This window comes from Neisseria sp. Marseille-Q1983, from assembly GCF_018224585.1.
Lineage (GTDB): Bacteria > Pseudomonadota > Gammaproteobacteria > Burkholderiales > Neisseriaceae > Neisseria > Neisseria polysaccharea.
Genome location: NZ_JAGTUI010000012.1, coordinates 4,963 through 21,765, shown reverse-complemented (window position 1 = coordinate 21,765; position 16,803 = coordinate 4,963). Strand labels below are relative to the sequence as shown.

The window sequence follows — 16,803 nt, the reverse complement described above, 5'->3', positions numbered from 1 at the left end:
GGGTTTTAAATGGACTTTGAATTTGGTTTTAAAACCCTGTGGCCGATTGCGACAGCGGCGTTTTGGTTTTGGGTCAACGGCATTTCAGGCCGTCTGAAAGAGGCGGACAAGCGTATCGACGACCTTAAAGAGGAGCTGCACGCGGTCAAGCTCTCGTACCACACCAAGCAGGATGCCCAAGCCGACCGCAAAAATATCGCAGCGTCTTTGGAGCGCATCGAAAACAAGTTGGAAAAAGTAAACGAAAAACTGGACAGGAAAGCGGACAAATCATGAGCGACCCGATTTTGGAAGCCTTGGCGCGTATCGAAGCCAAACAGGATGACCTGCTCGCCAATCAGGCGCGCATGGACGAGGAATTGCAGCAAATCAAGAAAGACTGCAAGAAATCTGCTGCGGTTTATGGCGGTCTCGGCGGCGTGATTGTAACGACCGGCTGGGAATTGCTGCGAGCCAAATTCGGAGGCTGATATGGCACACCCGAAAGAAATCCGCGAAAAGCTGCGCCGATTGTACGTCAGCGACGGGCAGACGCTCGAAATCGCGGCGATGATGTGCGAAATCCCGACAGCTACCGCCCGTAGTTGGAAACGTGCCGCCAAAGAGACCGGCGACGATTGGGACAAAGTACGCGCCGCCTACACGCTGGCGGGCGGCGGTATCGAAGACTTGAGCCGTTCGCTGTTGGCGGGTTTTTTGGTGCAGTACCAGTCAACGATGACGATGTTGCAAGACACGTCGGTCGAGGAGCTGATGCCGTCCGAGCGCGCCAAATTGTTGGCGAGCCTGTCGGATGCGTTTACCAAGACCGTGGCGGCAAACGCCAAAGTGATGCCGGAAACGTCAAAACTGGCGACGGCTTTGGAATTGATTGAGTTCTTGATGGCGTTTGTGCAAGAAAAACACCCCAAACATTTGCCTGCCTTTGTGGAGGTATTGGAGCCGTTTGGGGCGGAAGTGGAGAAGAAGTTTGGTTAGAGACCGATAGCTGATTTTAAAAGCGTGACGAGGGTAGCTGCAGGGATGGTATTAATGGCATTTGCTGTAAATGTACTTAATGCAGTGTCTTTGATTTTCCCCAATTCTTTTTTCAACCAGCTTTTTTCTGAATCAGAAATCTCCGCTTGGTCTATTTTTGCCGCAATTAAAGCCTGAATAGTGTCGCTGTGTAGTTTGACTGTGACAACCCCAAGAATGGCAGAAAGACCACCATCATCGGAAAGAAAGTCTATGCCTTTGGCCGTGATTTTAACGGTAGCGCTTAAATTCTTATCGTTGCAAACAACCAAACCGTGTTCTGCCAAATATCGCAGATTTGCTGATCGCTTAGCAATATATAGTTCTGCCTCTCCTACTGTTTCTATGACTCCTGTAACTTGAGCAATAGTGGCATCTATCCAATATTCATATGTCTTACTATCAGGATAAATGTTATTAAGCTCTTTTAATATTTCGTGTTGCAGGTTTCTGTCTAACCAATCCATTTTGAGCGCTCCATATGAAAAATAAAGAATTCCTCAAATCCCTTGCCGCACTGGCCGCCAGTTTGCGCCAAGTCATCGAAGCGGAAGTGGACGGCTTTGATGCGTCGCCCAAGGCTATTGCTGCACGCCGTGCCAAGGTATTTGACCCGGTAGGCGGTTACGAATATTTCGTAAATACCTACTTCCCCCATTATATCCGCTCGCCTGAAAAATCCGAACTGCATGCGTTTTTATTCAGCCGTCTGCCGGAGATTATCCGCTCCCCAAAAGGGGAAAATGAGGCGGTGGGTGCGCCGCGCGGCGAGGGTAAGTCGACGCAGGTTACCCAGTTGTTTACGCTGTGGTGTATTGTGACCGGCCAAAAACATTATGCTGTTATTGTGATGGACAGCATAGACCAGGCGTATCCTATGCTGGAAGCCATCAAGGCGGAACTTGAATTTAACCCGCGCTTGAAAACCGACTTTCCGGAAGTATGCGGGCAGGGACGTGTATGGCAGGCCGGTACGATTGTGACGGCCAATGACGTTAAAGTCCAAGTGGCCGGTAGCGGTAAAAAGCTGCGCGGTTTGCGTCACGGCCCTTACCGTCCTGACTTAACTGTTTTGGACGATATTGAGAATGACGAACAAGTCCGCAACCCCGAACAGCGCGACAAGCTCAATGCGTGGCTGACTAAGACTGTATTGCCTTTGGGTGGTGTCGGTCAGAAATACGATGTGATCTATATCGGCACGATTTTGCATTACGACAGCGTGCTAAACCGCACCCTGAATAATCCGTTCTGGCGGGGTGTTAAGTTTAAGGCGATGAAACGCTGGCCTGACCGCATGGACTTGTGGGACCGCTGGGAGGAACTTTTCCGAAACGACGGCGAGACGGTGGCCGAGGCGTTTTATCAGGCAAACAAAGACGAGATGGAGCGCGGCGCGGTCACTTCTTGGGCGGCGCGCGGCGTGTTGGCATTGATGAAAATCCGCGCCCGCGACGGTCATGCGACATTTGACAGCGAGTATCAAAACGATCCTGTTGCCGGTGAGGCCGCGCCGTTTGCGAACAGCCTGAATTTTTGGGTCAATCGTGATTCGGATTGGATTTTTTATGGCGCTTGCGACCCAAGTTTGGGCAAGGCCGGCAACAGCCGTGATCCGTCTGCTTTGTGTATCGGCGGGTACAACCGCCGCACGGGCGTGTTGGATGTGGTGGAGGCTCTGATTAAGAAACGCCTGCCGGACAAGATTATTTCCGACATTATCGAACTGCAACGGCGGTACCGCTGTGTGTTGTGGGGTATTGAGACGGTGCAGTTTCAGGAGTTTTTAAAGACTGAGCTGGTCAAACGCGGTGCGGCTGCCGGCATCCCGATTCCGGCACGCGGCATTAAGCCGAGTGCGGACAAGTTGCTCCGTATTGAAAGCCTGCAGCCGTATATGCAAAACGGCCAAATCCGTTTGCATGCCAGTCAAAGCACGCTGATTGACCAATTCCGCCATTTCCCGATGGCAGACCATGACGACGGCCCTGATGCCGTGCATATGCTGTGGGGCTTGGTTCAAAGCAGCGCGACTGTCGGCGGCTATATTGCCGTGCCTAGAGAGCACGGTTTGTCCGGACGGATGGGGAGCGGCGCATGGTAAAACTGACACGGGATACAGCCTGCTAAGGAGTGGCACGGCTGAAAATGGGGCAAGTTTAACTTGCCCTTTTTTACGTCATGAAAAACCTACTCCGTGCGTTGTTTAGTAAAGCCGCACCTAAAACGCCCGATAAACAATCCCAAACGGCGGATATCGTTAAAAACCGCACTACCCATGAGCATCCGAGCAAAGGGCTGACTCCGCAGTCGCTCCATCGGATTTTGGAAGATGCGGAAAACGGCGATATTCAGGCACAGTCCGAACTCTTTGTCGATATTGAAGAGAAGGACGGCCATATCTTTTCGGAGATGAGCAAACGCAAGCGCGCGGTAATCGGCTTGGATTGGAATATTGTTCCGCCTCCGAACAGCAGCGAAGCGGAACGGAAGCTGGCCGAAGAGGTTGATGGATGGCTCAATCAGATGGCCGATTTGGAGGATATGATGTTTGACCTTTTGGACGCGGTCGGACACGGCTTCTCCTGCGTGGAAATCGAATGGGAAAACCTTGGGTCGTTATGGTTGCCCAAGGCATTCCACCATCGTCCGCAGGCTTGGTTTAAGGTCAATGCAATGGATGAGGTGTTGTTGCGCAAAGACGGCAATCCTGATGGCGAAAAACTGTGGGATTTAGGCTGGATTGTCCATAAGCACCGCAGCCGTTCGGGTATTTTGGCAAGAAGCGGTTTGATGCGCACGCTGGTGTGGCCTTATTTGTTCAAGAATTACTCGGTGCGTGATTTGGCCGAGTTTTTGGAGATTTACGGCCTGCCAACCCGAATCGGTAAATATGCCTCCGGTGCGGACGACAAAGATAAGCTCACCCTTTTGAATGCGGTGCGCGAAATCGGCCATAACGCGGCGGGGATTATTCCTGAAACCATGCAGATTGAGCTACTCAACGCGGCCAATGGCAGCGCGGACCCGTTTCAGGCAATGATCGATTGGGCAGATAAAACCTCTTCAAAGGCGATTTTAGGCGGCACGCTGACCAGTCAGGCAGACGGTAAGACTGCCACTAATGCGCTGGGGAAAGTCCATAACGAGGTGCGCCATGATTTGCTGGTATCCGATGCCAAGCAACTGGCCGGCACATTGACGCGCCAATTGATCCTGCCATTGTTGCAGCTTAATAAAGGCAATGTCGATGTTTCACGTCTGCCGCGCTTTGTGTTCGATACGCAATTACCCGAAGATTTGACGGCGTACTCCGACTCTTTGCCTAAATTGGTGGAAATCGGCATGAAGATTCCGTTGTCGTGGGCGCAGGAAAAATTGGCCATTCCTTTGGCTTCCGAAAACGAGCCGGTATTGGCTGTTCAAACCGATGTTAAAACGGATTTAAAAAGTGCTCCGTTAAGCTACCGCCGTGTGGCTTTGAGTAAATCGGGCGAGATTGTCGGCGCGGCGCAGGCGGATTTAGACAATGCGGACTTGAGTAAGGTGGTCTTGCCGGAAATGATTGAGCCGTTTTTAAACGGCTTGGGTCAGGCTTTGGCCGAGGGCGACAGTTATGAGGATGTGCAGGAACGTTTGTTGCGCGTTTATCCCGAGCTGACTGCCGAACAATTTCAGACGGCTTTGGCACGGGTGGTTTTTGTGTCGGACTTATGGGGACGGATGAATGGCTGATTTGAGCTACGCATTCGGCCTCGAGCCTGAACAGGCCGTCAAGTATTTTGAGGGACTGGGCTTTAATGTGCCGCCCGATTGGAAAGTAACGTGGAACGAAGCGCAGGCTAAGGCACGGGCGATTGTGGGCATTCACAAGCAGGATATTGCCGCACAAATCCACGGTGCTTTGTATGAAAGCCTGAAAAACGGTACGTCATTTGAGAAATTCCGTGATGATGTGGCAGGCCGTCTGAAACAGCATGATTGGCAGCTGCTGAAAGATGGCGACATTGTGAATGTCGACACCGGCGAAGTAGATGGTAAAGGCATCACGCGGCATCGACTGGAAACCATTTTCCGTACGCAAATGCAGTCGGCCTATATGGCCGGGCATTGGCAGGCTCTTGAAGATGGTCGGGATGATGCGCCGTGGCTGCAATACTCGGCCATTTTGGACAGCCGTACCCGGCAGAGCCACGCTGCGGCGCACGGTGCGGTGTATCACATCGACGACCCGTTTTGGGATTACTTCTACCCGCCCAACGGCTTCAACTGCCGCTGTACCGTACGGGCGTTTTCAGACCGTGACTTGAAGCGGCGCAATCTGCTGCCGCAAAAAGCACAACTGGAAGATACGGAAGTGGTGGTCAACCGCAAGGGCGACACCCGCCCGGCCAAGGCGGTAAAGCTTGCCGACGGCAGCCGCTTTTATACTGATGCAGGTTTTCAGAACAATGTGGGTAAAAGCCATTTGGCCAACTTGGGGCAGTTGCAGATGCAGCGTGCGGTGGAACTGCCGCCGAAGCTGGCAAGCGTGGCGATTCAGACGGCCTTAAAACAGCCCGATTTGATGCTGGCGGTGTCGCAACAGGCGGCGCAAATGGTGCGGCGGGTAGATGCGGAAAAAGTAGCGCGCGGGAAAACGCTGTATGTGGGCGCATTGACCCTACCCGTGTTAGATGCATTGGCGGGAAGGCAAATCTATCCGCAATCCGCCGTGATTTCGATGAGCGACGAACGGGTATTGCACGCTTTGCGCGACAAGAAGGTCAAGCCGCTGCCGGTGTCATTTTGGGAGCAGATACCCGAACTGCTGCAAGAACCGGAGCAGATTTTATTAGGCAAGGCGGGACGAAATGACGATGCCAAACAGTTTTTGGCATTTGTGTATCCGCTGCCGGCAGGCAAAGGGAAGCTGGTGGTAACGCTGGACTATGATGTGAAAACCCGACATCCGTTTACAGGTAAGAAAGAACATCTGACCTTGAATATGGTCAACACCGGCATGATTGCCGAAACGGATAAACAGGTGGATAGCTTACTGTACGGGTATGAAACAATATGGAAAAAGCCATAAAACTCTTTGCCTGATTCGAACAGGATAATACGCGACACGGTAACGTGGCCGTAACCTTTCCAGTAGGAAACCCGAGTTTTACGGCATTAAGGACAATATACTGATGGGGAGAAATAACCAAGTTGGCGGCTTTGCCTGATTCGAACAGGATAAAACAGCGGATAAACCACCGAGGCCATTCCGGTTGGCGACCCGCCGACAACTTGGCTTTAAGGATAATATACTGATGATTGAGATAAAAATCAACACAGATGCACTGCAAAACGGCTTAAATACCATTGCGCAACGTACAAGCAACACCCGGCCGTTGATGACGCAGCTTGCCCGCATCATGCGCAATGCCGTGCTGGACAATTTCGAATCAGGCGGCCGCCCCGCGTGGGCTCCGCGCAAGTATCCGTCCGCGCGTGAAGGATCGGGGCTGTTGCAGGCCAGTGGGCGTTTGCGCAATTCGATTACGCAGAACAGTACGGCCACGGAAGCCGTGGTCGGTACCAATGTGGAATATGCGGCCATTCATCACTTCGGCGGACAAACTGCACCGCATACGATATTGCCAAAAAACGGCAAAGCCTTAAAATTCGGCGGACGGTTTGCCAAACGCGTCAATCACCCCGGCAGTAAGATTCCCGCACGTCCGTTTATGGTTCTCCAACCTGACGACGAACAGGCTTTAGTTGATGCGGTAAATGATTATTTGGATGCCGCTCTCGGCAATTAAAACAAAAACCGTCTGAAATTGCACACAGACGGCTTTTATACACCTTTCCCTTATCTATCCTTTCCTGAAACGTTTAAATCAATCTGCGAGGGGCTTAAAAGGCTTCTGAAACGGTTTTAAACATATTCTCTTTCCCGTTCCCCGATATTGCTTATTTTCGTTCCTTACTGACAGTGATTCAGCCTCTTGTGTCGGCTTGACGGCGCATCATTCGGCAATGGATACAAAAACCTTTCTTGCCGCCTTATCTGCCGCCAAAGTCGGAAATACGGACGGCCTTATCAAAATCGTACCCAAAGGTCAATTTGCACCGGTAGACGGACGCACCGATACAGGCGTGGCGCACTGGACGATGACTGCCGATTTGGCACGGCAAATCATTGCCGCCTTTGATGCCGGACAAACAGACCTTGTTGTGGACTACGAACACGCCACACTGAAAGCCGCAGAAACCGGACAGCAAAATCCTGCCGCCGGTTGGATCAGCAAATATGTGTGGGATGACGACCGCGGTCTGATGGGCGAAGTGAAATGGACACAACGCGCAAAAGACATGATAGACAGCGGCGAATACCGCTATCTGTCGCCGGTTCTCGAATACGACACATTGGGCAATGTGCGCGGGCTGCACAGTGTGGCGTTGACCAATTCGCCTGCGCTGGACGGCATGGCTCTGGCTGCATTGAGCCGCCAAAACTCTATCAACTCCAAACAGGAAACAAGTATGAACAAGGAAGCTTTAATCAAGCTCTTGGGCTTGGCGGCAGATGCCGACGATAAAGCCATTGAAGCGGCTTTGGCCGAAGCACAAGAAAAGCTGGGCGGTAAAACGCTGGCCGAAGCACTGGCCGAACACAAAAACGAACCGCAAGGCGGCGAAGGCGGTAAAGGCGATGCCGGCAAGCCCGAAGATAATCCGCAAGGCGGTAATGCCGAAGACGGCGAAGTTGCCGAGCTGAAAGCCCAAGTAGCTGCGTTGAGTAAGAAAGTGATTGCAATGGAAGTGGGCGGCACTTCAGACAGCCTGATCCGTGCAGCACTCTCAGACGGCCGCCTGCTGCCACACCAAGAAGCATCGGCACGCCAATTGGCTGCTAAAGACCCGGAGGCATTTAAGAATCTGATGGAAGGCAGTTTGAAATTGGCCGCGTTGAGTAAAACACAAACCGGCGGCAAAGGCGCTGAAGGCGGTGAGCCTGCGTTGACTCCGGAAGAAATCGAAGTGGCCAAGCAATTGGGCATTTCAGCCGAAGATTATCAAAAAGCCAAATAAGGCTTTAAACAAGGATTAAAGCATGATTATCACTCCAGATACACTGAAAGCGCTGTTTACCGGCTTTAAGAAAAACTTCCAAGACGGCCTGAAAATGGCGGACAGCCAATACAAGGAAATCGCCACCGTCATCCCGTCTTCCACGGCTTCCAATACTTACGGCTGGCTCGGCCAATGGCCTGCTTTCCGCGAATGGGTGGGCGACCGCGTATTCCAAGATATGAAGGCGCACGGCTATGCCATCACCAACAAGCATTTTGAAAGTTCGGTCAAGGTCAACCGCAACGACATCGAAGACGACAATGTCGGTATTTACGCGCCGATGATGACCGAGATGGGCCGTGCTTCCGCTGTTCATCCCGACGAATTGGTATTCGCCCTGCTGAAAAACGCGCACGCTACGTTGTGTTATGACGGTCAGAACTTCTTCGACAACGACCACCCGGTATATGAAAAAGTCGATGGCACCGGTCAATCCATCACTGTATCCAATATTTTTGCCGGTACCGAAGCCGCTTGGTATTTGCTGGATACATCACGCGCCCTGAAACCTCTGATTTATCAGGAACGCAAACCTAAACAGTTCACTGCCATGACCGCCGCTACCGACGAAGGTGTGTTCATGCGCAACGAATACCGCTACGGCGTGGACGGCCGTTGTAATGTTGGTTTGGGCTTCTGGCAAATGGCGGCTAAGTCGCAAGAAAAACTGGATGCCTCAGGTTTTGAAAAAGCCTACAACGCAATGGTCAGCCTGAAAGGCGACGGCGGCCGACCGCTGGGTATCCGCCCCAATGTGCTGCTGGTTCCTCCTTCTTTGGAAAACGCCGCCAAAGAATTGGTGGAAGGCGACCGCCTGGCGAATGGTGCGTACAACCCGAACAAAGGCAAATGCAAGGTAATCGTATCTCCTTGGTTGCTGTAACCCTTTAGATAGGCGGGCTTTGCCCGCCGAAAGGATAAAAAATGGCGAAAGTAAAAAACGAAGATGAAAAAACCGGGCAAACGGTTGGCGCAACTGTGGATGCAAATCCCGAAGACGTTAAGTTGCAGGCTTTTCTTGAGGCTGAAGTCGAAAAATTGAACGCCGAGCTTGAAGTGGCGCGTGTGCGTATCGCCGAATTGGAAGCTCAATTGGAACAGGACGCAAGAGGTGCCGTTGAAGCGGCAGAAGCGCAAGAACGCTATCAGGCAGGCGGTGAAGCGGCAGCCGATGCCGAAGTGGTTGCCATTAAATCCAAACATGGCCATGCGTTTTGGCGCAGCGGGTATCACGTTCAGCCGCACTTTACTTTTGTGAAACGTGCCGATTTTGAACCCGAAGCGTGGGAGCGCCTGCTGGCCGAGCCGATGGCTGTTGTTTGTGAAGCCTTGCCCGTGGAGCAGGATTAATGGCTTACGCAACGGTTGCCGATTTGGTGGCGCGTTATACCGAGCCGACGATTGCAGGTCTGACAGACCTGACGCGTTTGGGCAGTGTGAACGCCGAAATTGCGCAACAAGGTTTGGATGATGCCTCTGCCGAAATCGACGGCTATCTAGCATCACGTTATGAATTGCCGTTGCCTGCCCCTGTACGTCTGTTGAGCCTTTATTGCTGCGACATTGCCGTTTACCGTTTAGCAACGGGCAAGCGACAACTGACGGAAGATATGGTGCACCGATATGAGGCGGCGATTGCGTATCTTAAATTGGTGGCATCAGGCAAGGCTGGTTTGGGTGTGGCTGAAAATGCCGATCCCAAGCCGACTGTGCAAGGTGATGCGGTAATTTTTGCCGCTAAGGAAAAGGTGTTCGGCCGTGATAGCGTCTATTGAACAAGCCATCAAACAGCGTCTTTCAGACGGCCTTGGCCAAATGGTCAGCGGTGTGCATACCTACGGCGGCGAATTTGACGGCGAAGGCTTGGCTCAAGTGGTTAACCAGTTCCCCGCCGTTTGGATCATGTTTGCCGGCATTACCAACAGCGAGCCCCATGATACGCGCCGTACACGCTACCAAGTCACCGGCCGCTTTACTGTCTTAGTCGGCGACCGTGCCAGCGGCAGCGAGGCGGACAGCCGCTTCGGCGGTTTACACCGAAACGATGTCGGCACTTACCGGCTGATGCAGGCCGTGCGCCTGTTGCTGATCAATCAGACTATGGGTTTGTGTATAGGCCGTCTGAAACCCGGCAAAGCAAAAAGCCTGTTTTCAAAACAAATGGAGTTGGACGCAATCAGCGTATTTGCGTTGGATTTTGAAACGCATTGGTTTGAAGACGCACTGCAAGACGGCGATTGGCCGCGGCCTGCGGTTTCAGACGGCCGACAGGCGCAAGTATATGCCGATGTATCCGCCTACCGAGGCCGTACCGACCCGGAACATCCCGACTTTAAAGGTGCAAACCTTGAGCTGCGTATCCCGCCTAAAAAACCAAACCAACCCGCCGATATGGCGGCCACCGTTAAAACCGAGGTAAAACATGACTGAAACCATTAAAGTTCGTGCCGCCGCAGGTCTGCAAGTGCCTATGGCAGGCAAGCCACATGAATATATTACCGACCAAGAAACGGTCGAAGTGCCGAATGCCGCGTATTACCTGCGCTGTATTCACTACGGCGACTTGCTTATTGTTGAGGACAAACCGAAAGGCAACAAATCATGACTTCCGCAAACGTCAGTTTCGATAAGATTCAAACCAGTACGCGCAAGCCCGGCGTTTACGTCGAATGGAACACCAAGCTTGCCGTGCGCAACCTGCCGGCCAACAAGCAACGTGTGCTGATTGTGGCGCAGCACAACAATCCCGCCTTGGGCGGGCTTACCGGGCTGGAGAACGTATTTTCCGCCGCCGATGCGGCCGCCAAATACGGCGCGGGCAGTATGGCGCACCTGATGGTTACCGCCGCGATCAAAGCCTATGCCTATGCAGATTTGAGCCTGATTACCGTTGCCGACAATGAAGCAGGCGTTGCCGCGACCGGCAGTATCACGATTACGGGCACTGCCGCTACGCAAGGCGTTTTACGCGTCAACATCGGCAATGCCGATACGTTGACCGTCGGTGTCGCCTCCCGTGCAAGCGCCGCAACCGTAGCGGCAGCCGTTAAGGCGGCCATTGACGCGGAAACATCTTTGCCGGTAACGGCAACAGCTTCCGAAGGTTCGGTAACGCTGACGGCTAAAAATAAAGGCACGCACGGCAACCATATCCGTATCCGTGCCAGCAATACCGCCGAAGGGATTACCGTTGCGGTCAGGCCCATGAGCGGCGGTGATGCCGATGCCGATATCGGCCCCGCATTGAATGCAGTGGTTGCCGAAGGCCATCATTTAATTGCGGTAGGCTGTACCGATGAGGCGAACCTCTTGAAGTTGCGCGCACATTTGGACACTGTCGGCGCACCCGAAGAAAAACGCTGGGCATTGGGTATTTACGGTCAAACCGGAGCATTGGCGCAGACAACGACACAGGCAGGCCGTCTGAACAGCGGTTATCTGTATTCGGCCTGGTATCGTAAAACGCCCAGCCTGCCGTGCGAGCTGGCGGCCGCGTTTGCTGCCGTCGCGGCAGGCGAGGAAGATCCGGCCCGTCCGCTCAATACCCTGAAGCTCAACGGCATCGGTGTGTGCGACAGTGCGGACAAGACGATGCGTACCGAACAGGAAAACGCGCTCTACAACGGCGTTACCCCTATTGAAACCAGCCCGGACGGAACATCCGCCCAAATCGTCCGCGCTATTTCGACTTATACCAAAACCGCCAACGGCACGGCAGACGAAAGCCTGCTCGATATGACTACCGTACGCACATTGATTTATGTATCAGGCGCGTGTGCCGACCGTATCGCGTTGCGTTTCCCGCGCGACAAAATGACCGGGCGCACCATTGACCGTGTCCGCTCCGAGTTGATTGACGTGTTGATGAAATGCGAAGAATTGGAAATTGTCGAAGACGTTGAAAACAATTTGGCCAAACTGATTGTGGAACGCGATGCACAAAACACCGGCATGCTCAACTGCCGTGTGCCGTCCGATGTGGTTAACGGCCTGCACCAAGTAGGCATGGTTATCGACCTGTATCTGTAAAAAGGAAAGAACATGAGTACAGAATATGTAGGCAGCGTAACGCTGTATGTCGGTGCGACCGAGGTGGAGGTCACCAAGATTGATGTGAAAAACATCACAGGCAAAAAAGAAGTTAAAACCATGAACCGCACACGCCGCGTCAAAGGCTTTACGCGCGGTGTCGGCCAGTATGATATTTCTTTTACCGCCGTCGTGCCGACAGACGGTACGGTTATCGATTGGGATAAAATCGAAGACGCAAAAATCTCGCTGGTCCCTGATATCAATGGCGCACGCCCAACCTCCTATCTTGGTTTTTGCGCGAAGGAAGCCGGTGAAAGCTATACGGTGGACAACGAATTGGTCATTGATGTGACCGGCTTTGCAACCCGTAAAGTGATTGAGTAAACCATCCGAAACTGACACCCGTTAAAGACGGTTTAAACAGCCTTTAAACGATAATTGGATTTTTATCCGATTAACCGTTTAGAGGCTTTTATTATGTCTTCAATTTCCAAAGAACTCGAACATGCCGCAAAAGAGTATGGGCTGGTTGTTTCTTCTGACCTGAAAACCGTTTCAGGCCGTCTGAAGTACGGTATCTCTGTTGACGGCGCTGTCCATCGTGATTTTTCCATGCATCTGCTGACCGTGCGCGAAGATATGGCTATTGACCCAACGCTGGATGGTCAGGCGCGTATGTTGGCAGCCTATTCAGCCTCTCTCGACCATATCGGTACGATTCAACCTGATGTCTTAACGCCCGACTTCTTGGCCGATGAGTTGGTCGCCGCCGATTTTGACGCGCTTTATTTCGCCCAAGAGCTGTTAGCAAAAAAGCGTCTGTCCGTTCAGCCCGTGCCGACCGCTACCGATACGCAGTCTTAAAGCTGGGGAGTTACGGTATCTCTGCCGACGATATCGGCAAGATGACTCAGCCGGAGCTTGAGGGATGGCTTAAACAGGCTGATTTGATTGACCGTGGCCGTGCCGCTCCCGTGGTGCTGCCATGGTTTGCCCCATCGGCCAAAACCTCAGTTCCATCTGCATCTGGCGGACATACTCAAACCTTTATCAGCAAACGGAAGAAAAAATGATCCGTAATATAGTCGAATTAGTTGCCAAGTTCCGAGATGAGGCCAGTGTCGGCCTGCGCCGCTTGGCGACCGAGGCCAACCGTACGATGCAGATTCAAAGCCGTGCGGCATCATCTTCCGGCAGGCAACAACAGCTGATGCATGCAGCTGCCGCCCGTTTGGGCATCCGCACAGAGCGTGAAATCCGCCGTGAAATACAACGTACTCAAGCAGCCTACAACGCAATGGCCAAAAGCGGCCGTGCTTCACACAATGAGCTGGCGCGGGCCGCCCAACAGACGCGCAGCCGTATTCGGGAATTAAATGCCGAAATGAACAGCGGCAGCCGTTTCAACCGAATGATCCAAGGAGGTAAAAGTTTGGCGCGCGGCGCGGCTTCGGTTGCCGCCGGTGCGGCGGCAGGGGCTTATGTATTGGCTCAGCCGGTCAGCCGGACAATGGACTATGACACGGAGCTGCGTCACGCGACCAATACCATGTATGCAGGCAAGACTTTGGCGGAAAAACGTGCCGGCATGGCGGAAATTAATAAAACGGTAAACGATGCCGCTTATCTTGGCGGAACATCTAAGCAAGCAGCCTTGCAGGCGATGAATACCATGGTGGCCAGCGGTTCGTTGAGTGATGCTGCCGTGAAGCAGATGTTGCCAACCGTAATGAAAACAGCAGCCGCAGCAGGGGCAGATGCCGATGATATTGCCAATATTGTGACCAGAGCGAAGCAGGCAGGGTTTAAAGAAGCCGATATTCCTGCATTGCTCGACCGAGCCATGCAATCGGGCGCGGATGGCGGTTTTGAGCTGAAAGACATGGCGCGATGGCTGCCGCAACAGTTGGCGGCAATGAAGTCCGCAGGTATGGGCGCGACACTGGATAATTTCAGCAGTTTGTTAAATGCCAACCAATTGGCGTTTATGACTGCAGGCAGTACAGACGAAGCCGGTAACAACCTGGTCAACCTGCTGGCGAAAATCAGCAGTCAGGACATCGTTACTAAGGCAAAGAAAATCGACATTAACGGCCAAGAGGGTTTTGACTTTACGGACAAGATGAATGAGCGTCAGGCAGCAGGCATGAACTCGCTGGACGCATTGGTCGATATTGTCAGTGAAATCGTGAGCAAGGATAAAAAGAGCGCGGCATTAATGAAGCAGATGGCCGCCGCTCAAGGCGATGAAGCCAAGTTGGCTTTACTGGAAAACCAAAAAGCTTTGGTTGACGGTACGGCTGTCGGCCGGTTGGTTTCAGACCGCCAAGCCTTGATGGCGTTGCTCTCGCTCATCAACAACAAGCAAGAAGCCGCACGACTGCAGCAAGGACAAGCCAATGCCGCCGGTGCGGTAGACAATAATTATCAATTTGTGGCCGAAGGCTCCGGGTTCAAAAAAGAACAGCTCAAAACGGCATACAGCGAAGCTGAATATGGCGCATTCTCAAGCTTTACCGACAAGGTGGCCGATAAGCTTAAAGGTATTGCCGACTGGGCCAGAGGTCATCAGGAGGCCGCGCAAACGGCAGTGGCGGCAGGACAAGGTGCTGCGGCGGTATCCGCAACTGCGGGGACAAGCTCAATGGTAAGCGGCGGATGGCGGTTCTTCCAAGGCGGTCAAGGCGTTGCCGGTGCCGGCCGTTTTCTGCCTTCTGCAGGCTCAATGGGGGCCTTTACTTTAGGTGCTGCTCCGTTGGCCGCTATGGGCGGCGTAACACATTTGGCGGCGCAACGGGATAAATATGACGACTGGAGTAAGCCCTTGGCGGCCTTCGCCGACCGCTTGCAGTCGTTTTTGCCTGATTTTATGTCGTCTGCCAAAAACGAATACATGAGAAAACGGGAGGAATTGGGTGGGAATAACTCTCCGCTCGACAGCCCTGTTCTCAAAGAGAGTATGGCGCAGCTCAGTCAATCTGCACAAACCAATCAGCAAGCCAGCCAACAGTATGTCACAGCGGCAACTGAAAATCAGGCTGCAACTGTCCAGCTTACCAATGCGGCTTCCCAGATGACTGCGGCTGCCGCGCAAATGCAGGCGGCGGCAGGCAAGCCGATACCCGTTACAGTCACCGTTCAAAACGGCAATATTATGGCCTATATCAATCAAGCGGCGGCGCGTGCGGCAGCTAAAAATTAAGGATCCGTGATGAGTTGGAAAGATACTTTGCTTGATGCCAGTTTCAAGGGTGTCGGCTTTGATGTAATCGATGATACGTTGCGTGGCACGCACGCCTTAGCCGAACACGAATACCCGTTTGTTCAGGGTTCGGATATTGAGGACACGGGCGTATCGGCAATGGATATGAGCCTGACGGCGGTATTGTGGGGGGATGATTATGAAAGCAGGCTGCAAAGCCTGTTAGGTGTTTTTCGGGAGACTGGTGCGGGCGAATTGATCCACCCGATTTACGGCAGCGTGCCCGATTGCGTGGTGGCTGATTTTGAAGCTGCTCATAATGAAGAAAATCCCGATTACTGTACGGTGCGGATGACCTTTAAGCAAAGTGTCAAAGCCGCCCCGTTTTTTGACCGTGAATTGCCGTCTGCACTGGCCGATGAAATCGATTGGCTGGCAGATTTGGCCGCTTGGCAGGGTTTTGAGGTTTTTCAGACGGCCTTGGGCAAGATTCAGAAAACTCAAAGCCGTTGGAACGCATTTCATGCCACAGTATTGACGGCCGTCGTCGTTATGTATGGTCAGGTCAACGGCGTGTTTACCGGCTCAATGAATCTTCTAAACAGCCCGCGTGTATTGGCGGCGGAGCTGAAATCAGTATTCGGTGTGTTGGCAAATATGCACGTTGTCGGTAAAAGTGGGCTGGATGGCTGGCGCGATATGGTTGGCGGGGTATCAAAAGCCGCCGCTACACCGTGGCAGGTAAGTCGCGGGGCAGAAGGCAGCGTTTCGGCAATAGATTTAATTCAGCGTGCAAAGGTTGAAGATGTCGCTGCGTTCACAGCGTTTACCGCAACCGTCGGAGCGTGTGCTTTGGCGGAACAGGCAGCAGATATTTTGGCAACACAAATTGATGATCCGACTTTAACGCCCGTGGAAATCTCACGCCTATTATCCGATACCCATACTGCTTTGCAACGTGCGCTGGGCGCAAACCGTATTTTGGCGATGATGTCGGCAGACGAGGCAAAGGCCGAGAAGATGGCTTATTCCCTGCTAAGGTTATACCAAACACCGGCAGACAGCGCCGACAACGTGTACCAACGTATCGAAGCGGCCGGTCTGTTGCCGCAAACACCATATCTTGAAACTGCCGCCGAACTGACTGAAAGTTTGCGTGATACGGCACACAAGCTGCAAAAACAGGCTTTTGCCGTTTTGAATATGCGTCCTCCGTTAGTGCAGAAAATTGTAGGACGTGATACCAGCCTGCATCTGTTGGCTTTTGAATGGTATGGCGATTACAGCCGTTTTGGCGAGTTGTTGCGTCTGAATCCACAAATCCGTCATCCGAACTTTCTCAGTAAAGGAGAGGTGTTAAATGCCTACGCCAAATAATACTGTCACTCTGATGATTAACGGCAAAACTCATGGGCAGTGGACGAATTACGACATCGTTTCTG

At 52.7% G+C, this 16,803-nt stretch carries 19 protein-coding genes; 18 read left to right on the top strand and 1 reads right to left on the bottom strand.

The genetic code is table 11. The annotated features are described in order from the left end of the window. The first annotated feature begins 9 nt into the window (after window positions 1-9). Genes KEM39_RS04165 through KEM39_RS04155 form a run of 3 tightly spaced genes read left to right on the top strand, consistent with a single transcriptional unit; the run spans window position 10 to window position 978 of the window. Complete coding sequence (locus tag KEM39_RS04165) at window positions 10-276, top strand: hypothetical protein (protein ID WP_211709633.1); 267 nt, start codon at window positions 10-12, stop codon at window positions 274-276. Next, window positions 273-470 carry a hypothetical protein gene (locus KEM39_RS04160; RefSeq protein WP_049227001.1) on the top strand — a complete coding sequence of 66 codons (198 nt, stop codon included), beginning with the start codon at window positions 273-275 and terminating at the stop codon, window positions 468-470. Before KEM39_RS04165 ends, KEM39_RS04160 begins: the two co-directional genes overlap by 4 nt. A gap of 1 nt (window position 471) precedes the next feature. Further along, window positions 472-978: a DUF1804 family protein gene (locus tag KEM39_RS04155; protein ID WP_118996821.1), complete on the top strand. Its 507-nt coding sequence runs from the start codon at window positions 472-474 to the stop codon at window positions 976-978. On the opposite strand, the gene KEM39_RS04150 is transcribed toward KEM39_RS04155, so the two are convergent. Next, window positions 975-1,484, bottom strand: a complete 510-nt coding sequence (locus KEM39_RS04150; protein WP_101131714.1) for a hypothetical protein — start codon at window positions 1,482-1,484, stop codon at window positions 975-977. The genes KEM39_RS04155 and KEM39_RS04150 overlap by 4 nt on opposite strands. Before the next feature lie 14 nt (window positions 1,485-1,498). On the opposite strand from KEM39_RS04150, the gene terL reads away from it, so the two are divergent. From terL to KEM39_RS04075, 15 genes are all read left to right on the top strand, one after another. Next, window positions 1,499-3,121 carry a phage terminase large subunit gene (gene terL / locus KEM39_RS04145; RefSeq protein ID WP_101131715.1) on the top strand — a complete coding sequence of 541 codons (1,623 nt, stop codon included), beginning with the start codon at window positions 1,499-1,501 and terminating at the stop codon, window positions 3,119-3,121. Between the two features lie 77 nt (window positions 3,122-3,198). After that, window positions 3,199-4,752: a phage portal protein family protein gene (locus tag KEM39_RS04140; protein WP_118996818.1), complete on the top strand. Its 1,554-nt coding sequence runs from the start codon at window positions 3,199-3,201 to the stop codon at window positions 4,750-4,752. Continuing rightward, on the top strand, window positions 4,745-6,091 hold the full coding sequence (locus tag KEM39_RS04135; RefSeq protein ID WP_118996817.1) for a phage minor head protein: 1,347 nt from the start codon (window positions 4,745-4,747) through the stop codon (window positions 6,089-6,091). Before KEM39_RS04140 ends, KEM39_RS04135 begins: the two co-directional genes overlap by 8 nt. A gap of 226 nt (window positions 6,092-6,317) precedes the next feature. Beyond that, window positions 6,318-6,812 carry a phage virion morphogenesis protein gene (locus tag KEM39_RS04130; protein WP_118996816.1) on the top strand — a complete coding sequence of 165 codons (495 nt, stop codon included), beginning with the start codon at window positions 6,318-6,320 and terminating at the stop codon, window positions 6,810-6,812. Window positions 6,813-7,029: 217 nt separating this feature from the next. Continuing rightward, window positions 7,030-8,085: a phage protease gene (locus KEM39_RS04125; RefSeq protein WP_118996815.1), complete on the top strand. Its 1,056-nt coding sequence runs from the start codon at window positions 7,030-7,032 to the stop codon at window positions 8,083-8,085. A 22-nt stretch (window positions 8,086-8,107) separates the two neighbouring features. Next, a complete protein-coding gene (locus KEM39_RS04120; RefSeq protein ID WP_118996814.1) occupies window positions 8,108-9,010 on the top strand; it encodes a Mu-like prophage major head subunit gpT family protein in 903 nt (300 codons plus the stop codon). Between the two features lie 41 nt (window positions 9,011-9,051). Further along, window positions 9,052-9,477, top strand: a complete 426-nt coding sequence (locus tag KEM39_RS04115) for a hypothetical protein (protein WP_101131720.1) — start codon at window positions 9,052-9,054, stop codon at window positions 9,475-9,477. Further along, entirely contained in the window at window positions 9,477-9,902 is a 426-nt protein-coding gene (locus KEM39_RS04110; protein WP_101131721.1) for a gp436 family protein, read from the top strand. Before KEM39_RS04115 ends, KEM39_RS04110 begins: the two co-directional genes overlap by 1 nt. Then, window positions 9,886-10,557, top strand: coding sequence for a phage protein Gp37 (locus KEM39_RS04105; protein ID WP_118996812.1), 672 nt, complete (start codon window positions 9,886-9,888; stop codon window positions 10,555-10,557). The genes KEM39_RS04110 and KEM39_RS04105 overlap by 17 nt, the downstream gene beginning before the upstream one ends. Further along, window positions 10,550-10,732, top strand: coding sequence for a DUF2635 domain-containing protein (locus KEM39_RS04100; protein ID WP_025457323.1), 183 nt, complete (start codon window positions 10,550-10,552; stop codon window positions 10,730-10,732). Before KEM39_RS04105 ends, KEM39_RS04100 begins: the two co-directional genes overlap by 8 nt. Continuing rightward, on the top strand, window positions 10,729-12,156 hold the full coding sequence (locus KEM39_RS04095; RefSeq protein WP_118996811.1) for a phage tail sheath subtilisin-like domain-containing protein: 1,428 nt from the start codon (window positions 10,729-10,731) through the stop codon (window positions 12,154-12,156). Before KEM39_RS04100 ends, KEM39_RS04095 begins: the two co-directional genes overlap by 4 nt. Window positions 12,157-12,168: 12 nt before the next feature. Further along, window positions 12,169-12,543 (top strand): hypothetical protein, encoded by a 375-nt coding sequence (locus KEM39_RS04090; protein WP_004520443.1) that lies wholly within the window; start codon window positions 12,169-12,171, stop codon window positions 12,541-12,543. Window positions 12,544-12,597: 54 nt separating this feature from the next. Continuing rightward, window positions 12,598-13,023 carry a hypothetical protein gene (locus KEM39_RS04085; RefSeq protein ID WP_249182593.1) on the top strand — a complete coding sequence of 142 codons (426 nt, stop codon included), beginning with the start codon at window positions 12,598-12,600 and terminating at the stop codon, window positions 13,021-13,023. 205 nt (window positions 13,024-13,228) lie between these two features. Further along, window positions 13,229-15,361: a phage tail tape measure protein gene (locus KEM39_RS04080; protein WP_211709632.1), complete on the top strand. Its 2,133-nt coding sequence runs from the start codon at window positions 13,229-13,231 to the stop codon at window positions 15,359-15,361. 9 nt (window positions 15,362-15,370) lie between these two features. Then, a complete protein-coding gene (locus KEM39_RS04075; protein WP_211709631.1) occupies window positions 15,371-16,738 on the top strand; it encodes a DNA circularization N-terminal domain-containing protein in 1,368 nt (455 codons plus the stop codon). The last annotated feature ends 65 nt before the right edge of the window (window positions 16,739-16,803 follow it).